General features: G+C 69.6%; 14 protein-coding genes. 13 read left to right on the top strand and 1 reads right to left on the bottom strand.

The genetic code is table 11. The features are described 5' to 3' along the window. Nucleotides 1–18 precede the first annotated feature (18 nt). From ACH46_RS16335 to ACH46_RS16300, 8 genes are all read left to right on the top strand, one after another. Nucleotides 19–615, top strand: a complete 597-nt coding sequence (locus tag ACH46_RS16335) for a TetR/AcrR family transcriptional regulator (RefSeq protein WP_062393854.1) — start codon at nt 19–21, stop codon at nt 613–615. Beyond that, complete coding sequence (locus tag ACH46_RS16330; RefSeq protein ID WP_062393853.1) at nt 612–1871, top strand: cytochrome P450; 1260 nt, start codon at nt 612–614, stop codon at nt 1869–1871. Before ACH46_RS16335 ends, ACH46_RS16330 begins: the two co-directional genes overlap by 4 nt. Then, nucleotides 1871–2671 (top strand): SDR family oxidoreductase, encoded by an 801-nt coding sequence (locus ACH46_RS16325; RefSeq protein ID WP_062393852.1) that lies wholly within the window; start codon nt 1871–1873, stop codon nt 2669–2671. The genes ACH46_RS16330 and ACH46_RS16325 overlap by 1 nt, the downstream gene beginning before the upstream one ends. Further along, nucleotides 2668–4023: a cytochrome P450 gene (locus ACH46_RS16320; RefSeq protein WP_062393851.1), complete on the top strand. Its 1356-nt coding sequence runs from the start codon at nt 2668–2670 to the stop codon at nt 4021–4023. The genes ACH46_RS16325 and ACH46_RS16320 overlap by 4 nt, the downstream gene beginning before the upstream one ends. Next, nucleotides 4023–4214: a ferredoxin gene (locus ACH46_RS16315; protein ID WP_062393850.1), complete on the top strand. Its 192-nt coding sequence runs from the start codon at nt 4023–4025 to the stop codon at nt 4212–4214. Before ACH46_RS16320 ends, ACH46_RS16315 begins: the two co-directional genes overlap by 1 nt. A gap of 1 nt (nt 4215) precedes the next feature. Further along, nucleotides 4216–4770 (top strand): nuclear transport factor 2 family protein, encoded by a 555-nt coding sequence (locus ACH46_RS16310; protein ID WP_062393849.1) that lies wholly within the window; start codon nt 4216–4218, stop codon nt 4768–4770. Further along, entirely contained in the window at nt 4767–6011 is a 1245-nt protein-coding gene (locus ACH46_RS16305; protein ID WP_226995648.1) for a hypothetical protein, read from the top strand. Before ACH46_RS16310 ends, ACH46_RS16305 begins: the two co-directional genes overlap by 4 nt. A gap of 100 nt (nt 6012–6111) precedes the next feature. Continuing rightward, on the top strand, nt 6112–7335 hold the full coding sequence (locus ACH46_RS16300) for an MFS transporter (protein ID WP_062393847.1): 1224 nt from the start codon (nt 6112–6114) through the stop codon (nt 7333–7335). On the opposite strand, the gene ACH46_RS16295 is transcribed toward ACH46_RS16300, so the two are convergent. Then, the gene (locus ACH46_RS16295) at nt 7323–8225 is read right to left on the bottom strand and encodes a PaaI family thioesterase (protein ID WP_062393846.1); all 903 of its coding nucleotides are present in this window, start codon (nt 8223–8225) and stop codon (nt 7323–7325) included. The two genes, ACH46_RS16300 and ACH46_RS16295, sit on opposite strands and share 13 nt — an antisense overlap. 128 nt (nt 8226–8353) lie before the next feature. Between ACH46_RS16295 and ACH46_RS16290 the strand changes: the two genes are divergently transcribed. From ACH46_RS16290 to ACH46_RS16270, 5 genes are read left to right on the top strand one after another with little or no spacing between them, the layout of a single operon-like run. Beyond that, complete coding sequence (locus ACH46_RS16290) at nt 8354–9163, top strand: TIGR03084 family metal-binding protein (protein WP_062393845.1); 810 nt, start codon at nt 8354–8356, stop codon at nt 9161–9163. Beyond that, nucleotides 9156–10868 (top strand): acyclic terpene utilization AtuA family protein, encoded by a 1713-nt coding sequence (locus ACH46_RS16285; RefSeq protein ID WP_062393844.1) that lies wholly within the window; start codon nt 9156–9158, stop codon nt 10866–10868. Before ACH46_RS16290 ends, ACH46_RS16285 begins: the two co-directional genes overlap by 8 nt. 3 nt (nt 10869–10871) lie before the next feature. Beyond that, nucleotides 10872–12032, top strand: a complete 1161-nt coding sequence (locus ACH46_RS16280; protein ID WP_062393843.1) for an acyl-CoA dehydrogenase family protein — start codon at nt 10872–10874, stop codon at nt 12030–12032. Next, complete coding sequence (locus ACH46_RS16275) at nt 12029–13627, top strand: acyl-CoA carboxylase subunit beta (protein ID WP_062393842.1); 1599 nt, start codon at nt 12029–12031, stop codon at nt 13625–13627. Before ACH46_RS16280 ends, ACH46_RS16275 begins: the two co-directional genes overlap by 4 nt. A gap of 35 nt (nt 13628–13662) precedes the next feature. Further along, nucleotides 13663–15666: an acetyl/propionyl/methylcrotonyl-CoA carboxylase subunit alpha gene (locus tag ACH46_RS16270; RefSeq protein ID WP_062393841.1), complete on the top strand. Its 2004-nt coding sequence runs from the start codon at nt 13663–13665 to the stop codon at nt 15664–15666. Nucleotides 15667–15679 lie beyond the last annotated feature (13 nt).

Below are 15679 nucleotides of genomic sequence, written 5' to 3'. Positions count from 1 at the left end.
TAGAGTAGCGTGCGTCACATGTCCACCCCCGCCGTTTCCGGAGTCGCGCAGGAGTCCACGCGTCGTCGACTGAGTCCGCAGCAGGCCGAGAAGATCGCGACGATGGTCGACGTGGCCGTCGAGATCCTCGCCGCGGGCGGGTACGACGCCCTCACCATCCGCGACGTCGCCAAGCGGTCGGGCATCGCGCCCGCTACCGCGTACACCTACTTCAGCTCCAAGAGCCACCTGGTGGCCGAGGTCTTCTGGCGCCGGCTCGCCGCGGGGGTGCCCGAGCCGGATCCGGCGCTCCCGCCGTTCGATCGCGTCGCGCAGGTGCTGCGCGGTGTCTCGATGGTGGTCGCGGGGGAGGGACAGCTCGGCGGCGCGGTGACCGTCGCGCTACTCGGCAACGACCCCGACTCCGAACATCTGCGGTGGCGGATCGGCGGGTTCATCCACGACCGGCTCACCGCGGCGGTCGGGCACGACCGTCCCGACGCCGAGCGGGTGGTCGACGCACTGCAGATGCTCTACGCCGGCGGGCTGGTGACCGCGGGCATGGGCCACCTGACCTACGAAGCCACGTCCGAGCGGCTCGTCGCCGCCGCGCAACTGCTGATGGGACCGTCATGACCGTCGCCGACATGCCGCCCGGCACGCAGGGCCGCATCCCTTTCGATCCCTACGACTACGACTTCCACGAGGACCCGTACCCCGTCTACGCGCGCCTGCGGCGCGACGCCCCCGTCTACCGGAACGACGACGGCGACTTCTGGGCCCTCGCCCGGCACGCCGATGTGGACGCGGCCTTCCGCGACAACGTCCGGCTCTCCAACAGCTGGGGCGTCTCGATGGATGCGGCGTCGTACAACGAGAACGCCGAATACGCGATGAGCTTCCTGGCGATGGACGATCCGCGGCACATGCGACTGCGGAAGCTGGTCTCCACCGGCTTCACGCCGCGCCGGGTCAGTGAGCTCGGCCCCCGCATCGAGGAGCTGGCACGGCGGCATTGGGAACGGTGCCTGGAGATGGGGGAGTTCGACTTCGTCCACGACTACGCGGGCCTGCTCCCGATGGACGTGGTCTCCGAACTCCTCGGCGTCGGCCACGACGACCGCCGCTACCTGCGCGCGCAGTCCGACCTGCTGATCCACCGCGAAGAGGGCGTCACAGACGTGCCGAACGCGGCGATCAACGCGTATCTGGAACTGCACGCCTTCTACACCGCACTGCTCGCCGACCGGCGAGCGAACCTCGCCGACGACCTCGTCTCCGCGCTGATCGGCGCCGAGATCCGCGACGACGACGGCGAACTCACCAGCCTCACCGACCAGGAGATCATCGGCTTCATGATGCTGATGGTGGTCGCCGGGAACGAGACCACCACCAAACTCCTCGGCAACTCCGTCTACTGGGGGCATCGCCACCACGAGCAGGTGGCGTCGATCCTCGCATCGGTGCACGACGGCGCCGATCCGCGGGAGAGCGTGCAGGACTGGGTGCAGGAGACGCTCCGGTACGACACGTCGACCCAGATGCTGCTGCGGCGAGTGCTCGAGGACGTCGACGTCGGCGACCGCACCATCCCCGCGGGTGATCGCGTGCTGCTCCTGATCGGATCCGCGAACCGCGACGAAGAGGTCTTCGGGCCCGACGCAGACCGGTATCGGATCGGTCGCGACAGTCGGCGCACCATCCTCTCGTTCGGCCGCGGCACCCACTTCTGTCTCGGCGCGCACCTGGCGCGGCTCGAGGCGGAGGTCGGCCTCGCCGAGTTCGTGCGCACGGTGCGCGACTACGACCTCGACCTGGCTGCCGCCGACCGTGTCCACTCGGTGAACGTGCGGGGCTTCGCCTCGCTCCCGATGAGAGTGCAGGCCCGGTGATGCGCTTCCAACCCCACCCCGACCGACGACCCGCCCTCGTCGCCGGCGCCTCGTCGGGCATCGGCGAGGCCACCGCCCGCATGCTCGCCGCAGCGGGACATCCCGTCGCACTCGGCGCCCGCCGGGAGGAGAAGTGCGCGGAGATCGCCGCGCAGATCGTCGCCGACGGCGGTGAGGCCGTCGCCGTCCCACTGGACGTGACCGACGACGACTCCGTCCGCGCCGCCGTCGCCTCCGCGGAGGAGTCGCTCGGACCACTGGAAGTGGTGGTCACCGGTGCCGGGGATCTCCAGATCGGTCTCGCCCACGAGATGCCCGTCGAGGAGTGGGCCGCGCAGATCGACGTCCACCTGGTCGGCGCCTACCGCGTCTACCGAACCGTCGCCCCCGCCATGATCGGGCGGCGGCGCGGCGACATCGTGTTCATCAGTTCCGACGTCGTCGCGCATCCGCGGCCGTGGTCGTCGGCCTACGTCGCCGCCAAGTTCGGCATCGAGGGCCTCGCCGCGACCCTCGGCCTGGAACTGGAGGGGACCGGCGTCCGCACCGGACTCGTCCGACCCGGCCAGACCCTCACCGGGATGGGCATGAACCTGGACCAGAAGCAGACCGAGGCCATGCTCAACGACTGGATCAAGTTCGGCCTCGCGCGGCACGGGCACTTCCTGCGACCCGAGAATCTGGCCGCCGCCGTGATGGCGATGATCTCGATGCCGCCGGGCGCGCACATGCGGTCGGTGGACGTCGAAGCCGAAGGAAAGCTGACCGCACCGGTCCCGACCGAAGGAGCTCCCGCATGACCGTCGACACCACGGCGGCCCGCGTCTCGGGCGGCACCGGCGAGCACGGCCACCTGGACGAGCTGGCCGCCGACCCCATCGGACTCTTCCGCCGCGTCCGCGACGAGCACGGGGAAGTCGGCATGTTCCAGCTCGCCGACCGCGAAGTGGTCCTCGTCAGCGGCGCCGCCGCCAACGAGGAGTTCTTCCGCGCCCCCGACGAGGTCCTCGACCAGGGCGCCGCCTATCCGTTCATGACACCGATCTTCGGCGAGGGCGTCGTCTTCGACACCAGCCCCGAACGGCGGTCGGAGATGCTGCACAACCAGGCGCTCAAGGGCGCCCACATGAAGCAGCACGCCGTGACCATCCCGGACGAGGTGGAGCGGATGATCGCCGGCTGGGGTGACGAGGGGGAGATCGATCTGCTCGACTTCTTCGCCGAACTCACCCTCTACACCTCGTCGTCATGCCTGATCGGCCGCAAGTTCCGGGAGGAGCTGTCCGGGCACATCGCGCACCTCTATCACGAGCTGGAGCAGGGCACCGATCCCATCGCCTACGTCGACATGCACGCCGACATCGAGAGCTTCCGGCGCCGCGACGCCGCGCGCGAGGAACTGGTGGAGTTCATCGGCGGCGTGCTCGAGAAGCGCATCGCGAACCCGCCCGCGGACAAGGACGACCGCGACCTCCTCGACGTCCTGGTGATGCTGCGCAGCGACGACGGCTCGCAGATGTTCAGTCCGGACACCGTCACCGGCATCTTCATCTCGATGATGTTCGCCGGCCACCACACCACGTCGGGCACCGCGGCGTGGACGCTGATCGAGCTTCTCAAGCACCCGGAGTACCTGGCGGACGTCGTCGACGAACTGGACACCCTCTATTCGGATGGAACCGAGTACTCCTTCGCGGCGATGCGGCAGATCCCGAAGCTGGAGGGCGCGATCAAGGAGGCGTTGCGGCTGCATCCGCCGCTCATCATCCTGATGCGGCTGGTTCAGGAGGACTTCGAGGTCGGCGGCGTCACCGTCCGCAAGGGACAGTCGATCGCGGTGTCGCCCGCCGTCTCCAACCGACTGCCCGAAGACTTCCCCAACCCCGACGACTTCGACCCCGCACGCTACGACGAACCCCGCCAGGAGGACCTCGTCAACCGATGGACGTGGATCCCGTTCGGCGCCGGACGGCACCGGTGCGTCGGCGCGCAGTTCGCGATGATGCAGCTCAAGGCCATCTTCTCGGTGCTGCTGCGGAACTATGAGTTCTCGCTCGCGCAAGACCCCGACAGCTACCGGAACGACCACTCGAAGATGGTGGTGCAGCTGCAGCAGCCGTGCCGCGTCGCCTACCGGAGAAGGGAGCACTGATGCGCGTCGTCGTCGACCCCGACCTGTGCCAGGGCCACGGGATGTGCGAGATGGAGGCGCCCGACGTCTTCGAATCCGGTCGGGACTCCGTCACCATCCTGCAGCCGGAGTTCCCCGAATCCCAGCGCGCCGAGGTCGAGGCCGCCGTTCGCTACTGCCCCACCCAAGCCCTGACGATCGTGGAGGACTGACATGCCGTTCGAACGTTCCGAACTGGACGAGATGAAGCAGCGTTGGCTCGACGCCAATGCCGAGGCCGAGAAGGTCGGCGACTGGAAGCCGCTCGCCGCGTTCTACACCGAGGACGCCACCTACGGCTGGAACTACGGGCCGCAGAAGGACTTCATGGCGGTCGGGCGGGAACAGATCCGCGAACTCGCGCTCGGGCAGGAGATGGAGGGCCTCGAGGGGTGGGCCTACCCGTATCTGGCGTGGGTGATCGACGATCAGACCGGCGACATGATCGGATTCTGGCGGCAGATCAGCGACGCTGAACGCCCGGACGGGTCGCGGTACTCGGTGCACGGTTTCGGCGGCAGCTGGTTCCGCTACGCCGGCGACTTCCAGTTCAGCTGGCAACGTGACTTCTTCGACATGGGGAACGTCTCGAGCCTGTTCCTGGAGATGCTCACGAACCAGGCGTGCAGCGAGGGGATGCTGGCGCGCATCGAACGGTCCGCACCGGGCACCCTGCCCGGCTGGTACGACATCGGGAAGTCGCCCGTTGGGCTGTGGAAACTGCCGTGAGCCTGCACGACCTGGACCACGACCAGCTCGCCACGATCGTCCCCGAGTCGCTGCTGTCGGGGCAGCTGATCGACCGCTCCGGCATGGCGCATCTGATCGGCGCGTTCGGCCGCGAGGGCATGACCGAGGTGGCGATCGAGGAGTGGATGGCCGCCAGCCCGATCTACACCCGGCGCATGCGGGCCGCGCTCGGCATCGACGGCGACGGCGTCGAGGACATGTTCAAGTGTCTGCAACTCGACATCGGTGCGCCGCCGCAGTTCATGGACTTCCGCTTCTCGATCGTCGACCGGTACCACGGGTCGTTCGTGCTCGACCACTGCGGCGCCCTGCTCGACGTGGAACCGATGGGCGACGAGTACGTGACCGCGATGTGCCACGACATCGAGGACCCGACCTTCGACGCGACCGCCATCGCCACCAACCGCCGCGCGCGGATCCGACCCGTCCACCGGCCTCCGCGCACGCCGGTGGATCGGACACCGCACTGCGAGTGGACGGTGACGATCGAACCAGATCGGGAAGAGCTGCCGCTGCCGCGGGTCACCGAGCCGATGCTGGTGACGCAGGCTGCCGACCTCGCACTGAGCCCCATCGACCCGGCGGATTCGAGCGGTCGCGGCGACTACCGCGGGCCGCTGCTGGAGGACCTGGCGTTCGGTGAGTTCTCATCGTCCGCGCTGCGGCGGATCGCGGAGGAGACCGCACTGCAGCATCAGTTCCTCGCGCTCGGCTTCCTGCTGTCGCTGTTGCGGCGGACCTCCACCGAGGAGTCGGACGAGATCCTCGAGAAGCAGTTGATCGGCATCGCAGGCATCACCGCCGAGCGGCTCGCAGCCGCGCTGTTCGACGGCGGCCGCGACGCGGCGACGTTGGCCGCGGTGCTCACCGTGCACCCGGTGTTCGGGCCAGTTCAGTACACCGGTGTGGTCGCCGAGGTGGTCGGCGACCACGTGCGCGTCCGGATTCCGCGCGACTCCGCCGCCGTCGACGACGGCGCCTGGCTGCGGCTGCTCGCCGAGGGGCGGTTGAGCGCGCTGCAGGCGGCGGCCCGCGCGGTCGACGACACCTGGGTGGTGGGAGAGGGCGTCGTCGACGGCGACGACCTCGTCGTCACCATCCGGCGCGGCGACCCGCAGCCCGAGGCCGGCGAGGTCGCCATCGTGCGCTTCTCCGCCGGCTCGACGTTCGCCTTCGCCGACCGCGGGCCGTCGAAGGCTCTGCCGCTGACGGTCCTGTAGCGCTCGACTCGTAAATAAATCACCCTGGCGAGGTCTACTGACTGGTAAGGCCCGTTTTTCGGGCGTTCGGTGATTCATTTACGAGCCGTAAACTCCTTCCATGACATCGATCGAGGCCGTGCAGCGGCGAACCCTGCGGGTCGTCGTGGCGAGCCAGGTGCTCGGCGGAGCGGGTCTGGCGGCAGGCGTCGCGGTGGGCGCGCTGCTGGCGAAGGACATGCTCGGCAGCGACGGCTTCGCCGGTCTGCCGATGGCGCTGTTCACCCTCGGGTCCGCGTTCGCGGCCTATTTGATCGGGCGGTTCACTCAACAGCGCGGACGGCGGATCGGCCTCGGGCTCGGCTTCGCGGGCGGCGGCATCGGGGCGATCGGCGTGGTGGTCGCGGCCGTGATCGGCAACGTCCCGCTGCTGTTCGCGTCGTTCGTCGTCTACGGCGCGGGCACCGCCAGCAACCTGCAGGCGCGGTACGCCGGGGCTGACCTGGCCTCGCCGGAACAGCGTGGACGCGCCATCAGCGTGGCCCTGGTGTCGACGACGCTCGGCGCGGTGGCGGGGCCCAACCTCATCGACCCGCTCGGGAAGCTGGCAGTCCACATCGGGATACCCGCCCTCGCCGGTCCGTTCCTCCTGGCGGCCGTCGCGTATCTCGGTGCGGGCGCGGTGCTCATCGCACTCCTGCGGCCCGACCCGTACCTGCTGGCCCAGGAACTGGCGCCTCATCGCGACGCCGTCGGCACCGAATCGACGGGATCGCCCTGGCGGTCGCGCACCGTGATCGCCGGTGCCGCGGCCATGGTCCTCACGCAGATCATGATGGTCGCGGTCATGACGATGACGCCCGTTCACATGCTGGCCCACGACCACTCGCTGGCCCAGGTCGGCGTCGTCATCGGCGTGCACATCGGCGCCATGTACCTGCCGTCCCTCGTCACCGGGACACTCGTCGACCGCATCGGTCGCACTGCGATGGCCCTCGGCGGCGGCGTGACGCTCCTCGCCGCCGGAATCCTCGCGGCGCTCGCGCCTCCGGAGTCGCTGGCACTCCTGATCCTGGCTTTGGCACTGCTCGGACTCGGCTGGAACTTCGGCCTCATCGCGGGAACGGCGCTCATCGTCGACGGCACTGCGGTCGCGGATCGGGCCCGCGTTCAGGGCGCGGTCGACGTGCTCATCGCGCTCGCCGGCGCCGGGGCGGGCGCGGCATCCGGAGTGGTGGCCTCGGCCGCAGGCTTCGGGACCCTCGCCGTGGTCGGCGGTCTGGTCGCGATGCTGATCGTTCCGGTGCTGATGTGGAGCCGGGGCGGGTTCACTCAGGCGTCATAGCGCGCGTCGGCCGTCGCGCGGCCCAGCAGCTGCTCGCCGTCGTACATGCGGGCGTCGAAGATCGACAGGCGTCGACCGAGCTTCACCGGTGTCACCTCGACGCGGACGCGTCGGCCGTCGACGACGGGGGAGCGGTGGAACTCGCAGGTGAAGTCGATCAACTGGTACGCGCCGTGCGCGCGGACGTTGCGTTGCGCGCCGAACGAGCAGGCCTGCGCGAGCATCGCGCCGATGACGCCGCCGTGCATGGTGCCCATCAGATTCGCCATCCACGGTTCGGACGTGAACTCCACGGACACGGTGCCGTCGTCGGCCGTGCTCGCCACGGAGGCGCCGAGGAGGTCGGCGATCGGGCCGAGCGGCAGCGTGCCGTCGATCAACCGGGCGACGACCTCCGCACCCGACAGTTCCGGGTCGGGCGGCGCGACGACGGGTCGCGTGTTCGGCGCGACCGGATCGGGCAGAGAGAAGTCGTCGGCGGCCGTGGCGTCGACGATCGGCCGCCCCACGCGCACATTGCGTGCGGTGCCGACGCAGAGGACGGCGCCGTCGCCGCGAGTGATCTCGACGGTCGTGCTGCCGTATCCGGCGTCGGACATCGCGAGGCGTGCGGTCGCGCGCAGCACGTCGTCGGCGGCGGGGCGGTGCAGCATCGACATCGACAACCGTGCCTGCATCGACGACGTCTCCGGATCGGCGTGGAAGAACGGCAGTCCGCCGAGGTCGTCGAAGAGCACGGTGAGCGCGGGGAGTTCGATCAGGCCGCGGTGGTCGGTGAGGTCGGTGCCGAGCAGCTGGGTCATGGCGGGCGTCGGATCGCCGGGCTCGCGGCCGATCGCGAAGGCGGTGAACGGATCGGTGGTCGCGTCGGACTCGGCGTAAGTCGTCATACGTTCCTTGCTATCAGCAGCGGCCGAATGGGCGGTAGCTGCGAAGGGGAGGTGAGACCGGAACCACGTCCCGATCAAAACAATCATGCGCGCTTGATTTATTTCGGCGGCCGTGTGAGGCTGGTCCCATGGCGATTGTGGACCAGCTCGTTCAAGCCCTGCAGGAAGAATCCGATGCCGTCGACGATCTCGTCGCGGACCTGCCCGCGGAGGCGTGGGCCACGGCCACGCCCGCCGAGGGGTGGACCATCGCGCACCAGATCGGGCACCTGCACTGGACCGATCAGGTCTCGCTCCTGTCGATCGTCGATCCGGCCGGCTTCCAGGAACTCGCCGCATCGGCCATGACCAACCCGCTCGGATTCGTCGACGAGGCGGCCGAGGTCGAAGCAGCGAAGGCGCCCGCCGAGCTCCTCGCAGACTGGCGCAAGACCCGTGCCAAGCTCGCCGGTGCGCTCATGGCCGTGCCCGACGGCACCAAGCTCACCTGGTTCGGCCCGCCCATGTCGGCGGCGTCGATGGCGACGGCGCGACTCATGGAGTCGTGGGCGCACGGCCTCGACATCGCCGACGCGCTCGGCGTGCCGCACTCGGTGGGGGATCGCATCAAGAACGTCGTCCACCTCGGCATCCGCACCCGCAACTTCGCCTACATGGTGAACGGCCTGGAGGCGCCGGCCGAGGAGTTCCGCTTCGAGATCACCGCGCCGTCCGGCGAACTGTGGACCTGGGGTCCCGAGGAGGCGACCAACATCGTTCGCGGTCCGGCCGTCGACTTCTGCGAGCTGATCACCCAGCGTCGCAACATCGCCGACCTCGCCCTCGAGGTGATCGGTGACGACGCGAAGCAGTGGGCGTCCATCGCGCAGGCCTTCGCCGGTCCGCCCGGAGGCGGGCGGGAGCCGGCAGCCAACGATCTTGGAGGAGAACATGTCTGACACACCGATCCGGATCGGCAACGTCTCCGGCTTCTACGGCGACCGCTTCAGCGCGGTCCGCGAGATGCTCGAGGGCGGCGAGCTCGACGTCATCGTCGGCGACTACCTCGCCGAGCTGACCATGCTGATCCTGGGCCGCGACCGGCTCAAGAACCCCGACCTCGGCTACGCCAAGACCTTCCTGCGCCAGATGGAGCAGAACCTCGGCCTCATCGCCGAGAAGGACGTCAAGGTGGTCGTCAACGCAGGCGGCCTCAACCCGCACGGCCTGGCCGTCGCGTTGCGCGCGGCGATCGAGAAGGTCGGCGTGGACCGCAGCGTCGCCTTCGTCAACGGCGACGACATCGTCGGTCGCGCCGCCGAACTGGGCCTCGGCACCCCGATCGCGGCCAACGCCTACCTGGGCGGTTTCGGTATCAAGTCCGCGCTCGACGCCGGCGCCGACATCGTCGTCACCGGCCGCGTCACCGACGCCTCCCTGGTGGTGGGCACCGCGGCGTCGCGCTTCGGGTGGGGCTACGACGACCTCGACCAGCTCGCCGGCGCCGTGGTCGCCGGACACGTCATCGAGTGCAGCGCGCAGGCCACCGGCGGCAACTACTCGTTCTTCACCGAGATCGAGGACATGGCCCGCCCCGGCTTCCCGATCGCCGAGGTCGCGGCCGACGGGTCGTCGGTCATCACCAAGCACGACGGCACCGGCGGCGCCGTCCTCGTCGGCACCGTCACCGCGCAGCTCCTCTACGAGGTCGGCGGTCCGCGCTACTACAACCCGGACGCCACCGCGCGCCTCGACACCGTCGAGCTGACGCAGGAGGGCGTCGACCGCGTCCGCATCAGCGGGGTGAAGGGGGAGGCCCCTCCGAAGAACCTGAAGGTCTCGCTGAACCACCTCGGCGGCATCCGCAACGAGTTCGAGGTGGTCCTCACCGGCCTCGACATCGAAGCGAAGGCGGAGCTGTTCCAGAAGCAGTTCGAGGCCGCGCTGCCCGAGCGCCCGGCCGAACTCACGTGGGAGCTGGCCCGTCTCGACCGAGCCGACGCCGACACCGAGGAGCAGGCCAGCGCCATGCTCCGCTGCGTCGCCCGCGACACCGACCCGAAGAAGGCCGGCCGCCAGTTCACCGGCACCGCCGTCGAACTCGCCCTCGCCAGCTACCCGGGCTTCACCCTCACCGCGCCTCCCGGGAACGGCTCTCCGTACGGCGTCTTCGAACCCGGCTACGTGGACGCCGCACTGGTGCCGCACCGCGTCAACCAGCCGACCGGCGTCACCGAGTCCATCGACCCGTCGCCGCTGCGCACCGACCCGATCGTCGACGAGAGCGTCCCGTCGTCGACCTCGACGACCGACTGGGGCGAGACCGTCGACGTGCCGCTCGGCACCCTCGCCGGCGCCCGCTCCGGCGACAAGGGCGGCAGCGCCAACATCGGCCTCTGGGTCCGCAGCGACGCCGAGTACGCGTGGCTCGACGAGACCATGAGCGTCGACAAGCTCAAGGAACTGCTGCCCGAGGTCGCCGACCTCACTGTGCACCGCTACCCGCTGCCGAACATGCGGGCCGTCAACTTCGTCGTCGAAGAGGTCCTCGGCCGCGGCGTCGCCGAGAACGTCCGCTTCGACCCGCAGGCCAAGGGCCTCGGCGAATGGCTGCGCTCGCGTGTCGTCGCCGTCCCCGCCTCGCTCATCCAGAAAGGCAACTGACCCGTGCCCATCGCCAGTGACATCTGGGACTCCCCGGAACGCCGCGAACTCCGCAACACCGTTGCCGGCTTCGCACAGCGCCACATCCTCCCTTTCCAGGACGACTGGGAGCGCGACGGCCTGATCCCGCGTGAGACCCACCGCGCCGCCGCCGAACTCGGTCTCTTCGGCCTCGGCGTCCCCGAGGAGATCGGCGGCTCCGGCGGCGACCTCATCGACGCGTCGATCCTCACCGAGGAGCTCGCCTACCAGGGCGCGTCGGGCGGCGTGTTCGCCTCGCTGTTCACCCACGGCATCGCCCTGCCGCACCTGATCGCCGCGAACGACCCGGCGCAGATCGAGAAGTGGGTCACGCCGACCCTCGCGGGCGAGAAGATCGGCAGCCTCGCCATCACCGAACCCGGCGGCGGCAGCGACGTGGGACACCTGACCACCAAGGCCGTGCGCGACGGCGACCACTACGTCGTCAACGGCGCCAAGACCTTCATCACCTCCGGCGTGCGCGCCGACTTCATCGTCGCCGCGGTCCGCACCGGGGGCGACGGCGCCGCCGGCGTCTCGCTGCTGGTGATCGAGAAGGGCACCCCCGGCTTCGAGGTGGCGCGCAAGCTCGACAAGATGGGCTGGCTCTCGTCCGACACCGCGGAGCTGTCGTTCACCGACGTCCGCGTCCCGGTCGAGAACCTCGTCGGCCCGGAGAACTCCGGGTTCGCGCAGATCGCGCAGGCCTTCGTCACTGAACGCGCGTCGCTCGCGATCCTCGCCTACGCCAGCGCGCAGCGCTGCCTGGACCTGACTCTCGAGTGGGTCCGCAACCGCAAGACCTTCGGCAAGCCGCTCATCAAGCGCCAGTCCGTGCAGGACTCGGTCACCGAGATGGCCCGCCGCATCGACATCGCCCGCACCTACACGCGCGCGGTCGTCGAGCGGAAGGTGAACTCGAACGACGACATGATCGCCGAGATCTGCTTCGCCAAGAACACCGCCGTCGAGACCGGCGAGTGGGTCGCGAACAAGGCCGTCCAGCTGTTCGGCGGCATGGGCTACATGCGCGAGTCCGAAGTGGAACGCCAGTACCGCGATATGCGGCTCATCGGCATCGGCGGCGGCACCAACGAGATTCTGAGCGGCCTCGCCGCCAAGCGATTGGGGTACCAGTCATGAGCATCCTCCGCAGCAACGTCGACACGTCGTCCGACGAGTTCGCGGCCAACGTCGAGGCGATGAACACCAAGCTCGCCGAGCTGGACCTCGAGTTCCGGAAGGTCCTCGAGGGCGGCGGCGAGAAGTACGTGGAGCGCCACCGCAAGCGCGGCAAGATGACCGCGCGCGAACGCATCGAACTGCTCATCGATGAGGACTCTCCGTTCCTGGAGCTGTGCCCGCTGGCGGCGTTCGGCTCGCAGTTCAAGGTCGGTGCGTCGGTGGTCGTCGGCATCGGCGTCGTCGAGGGCACCGAATGCCTGGTGGTCGCCAACGATCCGACCGTCAAGGGCGGCACGTCGAACCCGTGGACGCTGCGCAAGGTGCTGCGGGCCAACGACATCGCGATGCAGAACCGGCTCCCGGTGATCTCCCTCGTCGAGTCGGGCGGCGCCGACCTCCCGACGCAGAAGGAGGTCTTCGTTCCCGGCGGACGGATGTTCCGCGACCTCACGCGGCTGTCGGCGGCGGGTATCCCGACCATCGCCCTGGTCTTCGGCAACTCCACCGCGGGCGGCGCCTACATCCCCGGCATGAGCGATCACGTCGTGATGATCGAGGACCGATCCAAGGTGTTCCTCGGCGGCCCGCCGCTGGTCAAGATGGCGACCGGCGAGGAGAGCGACGACGAGGAGCTCGGCGGCGCCAAGATGCACGCCCGCGTCTCCGGCCTCGGTGACTACCTGGCCGCCGACGAGCAGGACGCCGTGCGGATCGGCCGACGGATCGTCGCCCGACTCAACTGGCGCAAGGACGGCCCCGCGCCCGTCTCCGAGGTCGTCGAACCGCGGTACAGCCAGGAGGAGCTCCTCGGCATCGTGCCGCCGGATCTGAAGATCCCGTTCGATCCGCGCGAGGTGATCGTCCGCGTCGTCGACGACTCCGACTTCGACGAGTTCAAGCCCGAGTACGGCACCTCGCTGTGCACCGGCTGGGCCCGCATCCACGGCTACCCGGTCGGCATCCTCGCCAACGCGCAGGGCGTGCTGTTCTCCCAGGAGGCGCAGAAGGCGACGCAGTTCATTCAGCTCGCCAACCGCAGCAACACGCCGCTGCTGTTCCTGCACAACACCACCGGCTACATGGTCGGCAAGGAGTACGAGCAGGGCGGCATCATCAAGCACGGCGCGATGATGATCAACGCGGTCTCCAACTCCACGGTCCCGCACATCTCGCTGCTGGTCGGCGCCAGCTACGGTGCGGGCCACTACGGCATGTGCGGCCGCGCCTACGACCCGCGCTTCCTGTTCGCCTGGCCCAGCGCCAAGAGCGCCGTGATGGGCGCCGCGCAGCTGGCGGGCGTCATCTCGATCGTCTCCCGCGCCGCGACCGAAGCGCGCGGCGGCACCGTCGACGAAGAGGCCGACGCCGGCATGCGCGCCATGATCGAAGCCCAGATCGAAGCCGAGTCGGTGCCGATGTTCCTGTCCGGGATGCTCTACGACGACGGCGTCATCGACCCCCGCGACACCCGCGCGGTGCTCGGCCAGTCGCTGTCGGCCATCGCGTCGGCACCGGTCGAGGGCACCAGCAACTTCGGCGTCTTCCGGATGTGACGGAGTCACACATGATCACAGCGAGGAATTCCGCTATGCCTTCCGCAATCACTTCTGTCCTCGTCGCCAACCGCGGCGAGATCGCCGGTCGCGTCTTCGCCACCTGCGCGGCGATGGGCCTGAACACCGTCGCCGTCTACTCCGATCCCGACGCCGACGCACCGCACGTGCGTGCCGCCGACGCCGCGGTCCGACTGCCCGGTTCCACCTCCGCCGAGACGTACCTGCGCGGCGACAAGATCATCGCCGCCGCGCAGGCCGCCGGCGCCGACGCCATCCACCCCGGCTACGGCTTCCTGTCGGAGAACGCCGAGTTCGCGCAGGCCGTCACCGACGCGGGTCTGGTCTGGATCGGACCTCCGCCGGCCGCGATCCGCGCCATGGGCTCGAAGGTCAACGCCAAGGCGCTGATGGACGCCGCGGGCGTGCCCGTCCTCAAGGACATCGACCCGGCCGCCGTCACCGCCGACGACCTCCCGCTGCTCATCAAGGCCTCCGCCGGTGGCGGCGGACGCGGCATGCGCATCGTCCGCGAGCTCGGTGAGTTGGACGACGCCGTCGCCGCGGCCCGCCGCGAAGCCGAGTCCGCGTTCGGCGATCCCACCGTCTTCTGCGAGCCGTACATCGAGCGCGGCCACCACATCGAGGTGCAGGTGATGGCCGACGAGCACGGCCAGGTCTGGACCGTCGGCGAACGCGAATGCTCCATCCAGCGTCGTCACCAGAAGGTCGTCGAAGAGGCACCCGCACCGCTCGTCGAACGCGTCGGCGGCGACATGCGCGCACGCCTGTTCTCCGCCGCGCGCAAGGCCGTCGAGTCGATCGGGTACCGCGGTGCGGGCACCGTCGAGTTCCTCGCCGACGAGAACGGCAAGTTCTTCTTCCTCGAGACCAACACGCGTCTGCAGGTGGAGCATCCGGTCACCGAGCTCACCACCGGCGTCGACCTCGTCGAATGGCAACTCCTGGTCGCCATGGGGCAGCCGCTCGGCGAGGCCCCGGTCGCCGCCGAGGCGGGCGGTTTCGGTCACGCCATCGAGGTCCGCCTGTACGCGGAGGACCCCGCGCACGACTGGCAGCCGCAGTCCGGCGTCGTCGCGCACATCGACCTGCCCGCCAAGACTCGGTTCGGGCTGCTGGAACGACCCGGCATCCGCGTCGACTCCGGCATCGTCGACGGCAGCGAGATCTCCACCTTCTACGACCCGATGCTCGCCAAGGTGATCTCCTGGGCCCCGGACCGCACGCAGGCCGCCGCCATCCTGGCACGCGCGCTCGCCGACGCCCGGATCCACGGCCTCGTCACCAACCGCGACATGCTGGTGAACACCCTGCGGGAGAAGGACTTCCTCGCGGGCGCCACCGACACCAGCTACCTGTCCGAGGAGCGGGTCGCGGAGCTGTCGAAGCCGCTCGCGGGCGACGGCGCCGATCTGGTCGCGGCCACCGCGGCCGCCCTCGCGCAGGCCGCCCGCAACCGGGCCGCCGCCACCGCGATCCCGGGCGCACCGTCCGGCTGGCGCAACCTGTTCTCCGACTACCAGAGCAAGCAGTACGTCGCCGCCGACGGCACGGAGATCACCGCGCGCTACCGCGTCGGTCGCGGGGGAGCGGTGGAACTGCCCGACCTCGAAGGCGTCGACGTCGCCTCCGTGACCTCCGACGTGGTGGTCCTGGTCCGCGACGGCGTCGCCCGCCGGTACACGGTCAGCATCGTCGACGACCAGGTCTTCGTCGACTGGCCGGGCGCCTCGGTCACCCTGACCCGAGCGCCGCGCTTCGTCGACCCCGCCGCCGTCCAACGACCGGGCTCCCTGCTCGCGCCGATGCCCGGCTCGGTGATCCGCGTGGCCGTCGCCGAGGGCGACCGCGTCACCGCCGGCCAGCCGCTGCTGTGGCTGGAGGCCATGAAGATGGAGCACACCATCTCCGCTCCGTCCGACGGCATCGTCTCCGTCCTGGCCGTCGAAGAGGGGCGTCAGCTGTCCGTCGGCGACGTCCTCGCGGTGATTACGGACGAAGAGTCCCCGGCCGAGTAGCACCCACCCCACC

It is taken from the genome of Gordonia phthalatica, assembly GCF_001305675.1.
Classification (GTDB): Bacteria; Actinomycetota; Actinomycetes; order Mycobacteriales; family Mycobacteriaceae; genus Gordonia; species Gordonia phthalatica.
Note: the sequence above shows the minus strand (reverse complement) of the source record. Positions and strands in the feature narration are given on the sequence as shown.

What these genes read in the sequence shown, in the direction of transcription:
- ACH46_RS16335 (WP_062393854.1), top strand. Translation starts at nt 19, where the DNA reads ATGTCCACCCCCGCCGTTTCCGGAGTCGCGCAGGAGTCCACGCGTCGT.
- ACH46_RS16330 (WP_062393853.1), top strand. Translation starts at nt 612, where the DNA reads ATGACCGTCGCCGACATGCCGCCCGGCACGCAGGGCCGCATCCCTTTC.
- ACH46_RS16325 (WP_062393852.1), top strand. Translation starts at nt 1,871, where the DNA reads ATGCGCTTCCAACCCCACCCCGACCGACGACCCGCCCTCGTCGCCGGC.
- ACH46_RS16320 (WP_062393851.1), top strand. Translation starts at nt 2,668, where the DNA reads ATGACCGTCGACACCACGGCGGCCCGCGTCTCGGGCGGCACCGGCGAG.
- ACH46_RS16315 (WP_062393850.1), top strand. Translation starts at nt 4,023, where the DNA reads ATGCGCGTCGTCGTCGACCCCGACCTGTGCCAGGGCCACGGGATGTGC.
- ACH46_RS16310 (WP_062393849.1), top strand. Translation starts at nt 4,216, where the DNA reads ATGCCGTTCGAACGTTCCGAACTGGACGAGATGAAGCAGCGTTGGCTC.
- ACH46_RS16300 (WP_062393847.1), top strand. Translation starts at nt 6,112, where the DNA reads ATGACATCGATCGAGGCCGTGCAGCGGCGAACCCTGCGGGTCGTCGTG.
- ACH46_RS16295 (WP_062393846.1), bottom strand. Translation starts at nt 8,225, where the DNA reads ATGACGACTTACGCCGAGTCCGACGCGACCACCGATCCGTTCACCGCC.
- ACH46_RS16290 (WP_062393845.1), top strand. Translation starts at nt 8,354, where the DNA reads ATGGCGATTGTGGACCAGCTCGTTCAAGCCCTGCAGGAAGAATCCGAT.
- ACH46_RS16285 (WP_062393844.1), top strand. Translation starts at nt 9,156, where the DNA reads ATGTCTGACACACCGATCCGGATCGGCAACGTCTCCGGCTTCTACGGC.
- ACH46_RS16275 (WP_062393842.1), top strand. Translation starts at nt 12,029, where the DNA reads ATGAGCATCCTCCGCAGCAACGTCGACACGTCGTCCGACGAGTTCGCG.
- ACH46_RS16270 (WP_062393841.1), top strand. Translation starts at nt 13,663, where the DNA reads ATGCCTTCCGCAATCACTTCTGTCCTCGTCGCCAACCGCGGCGAGATC.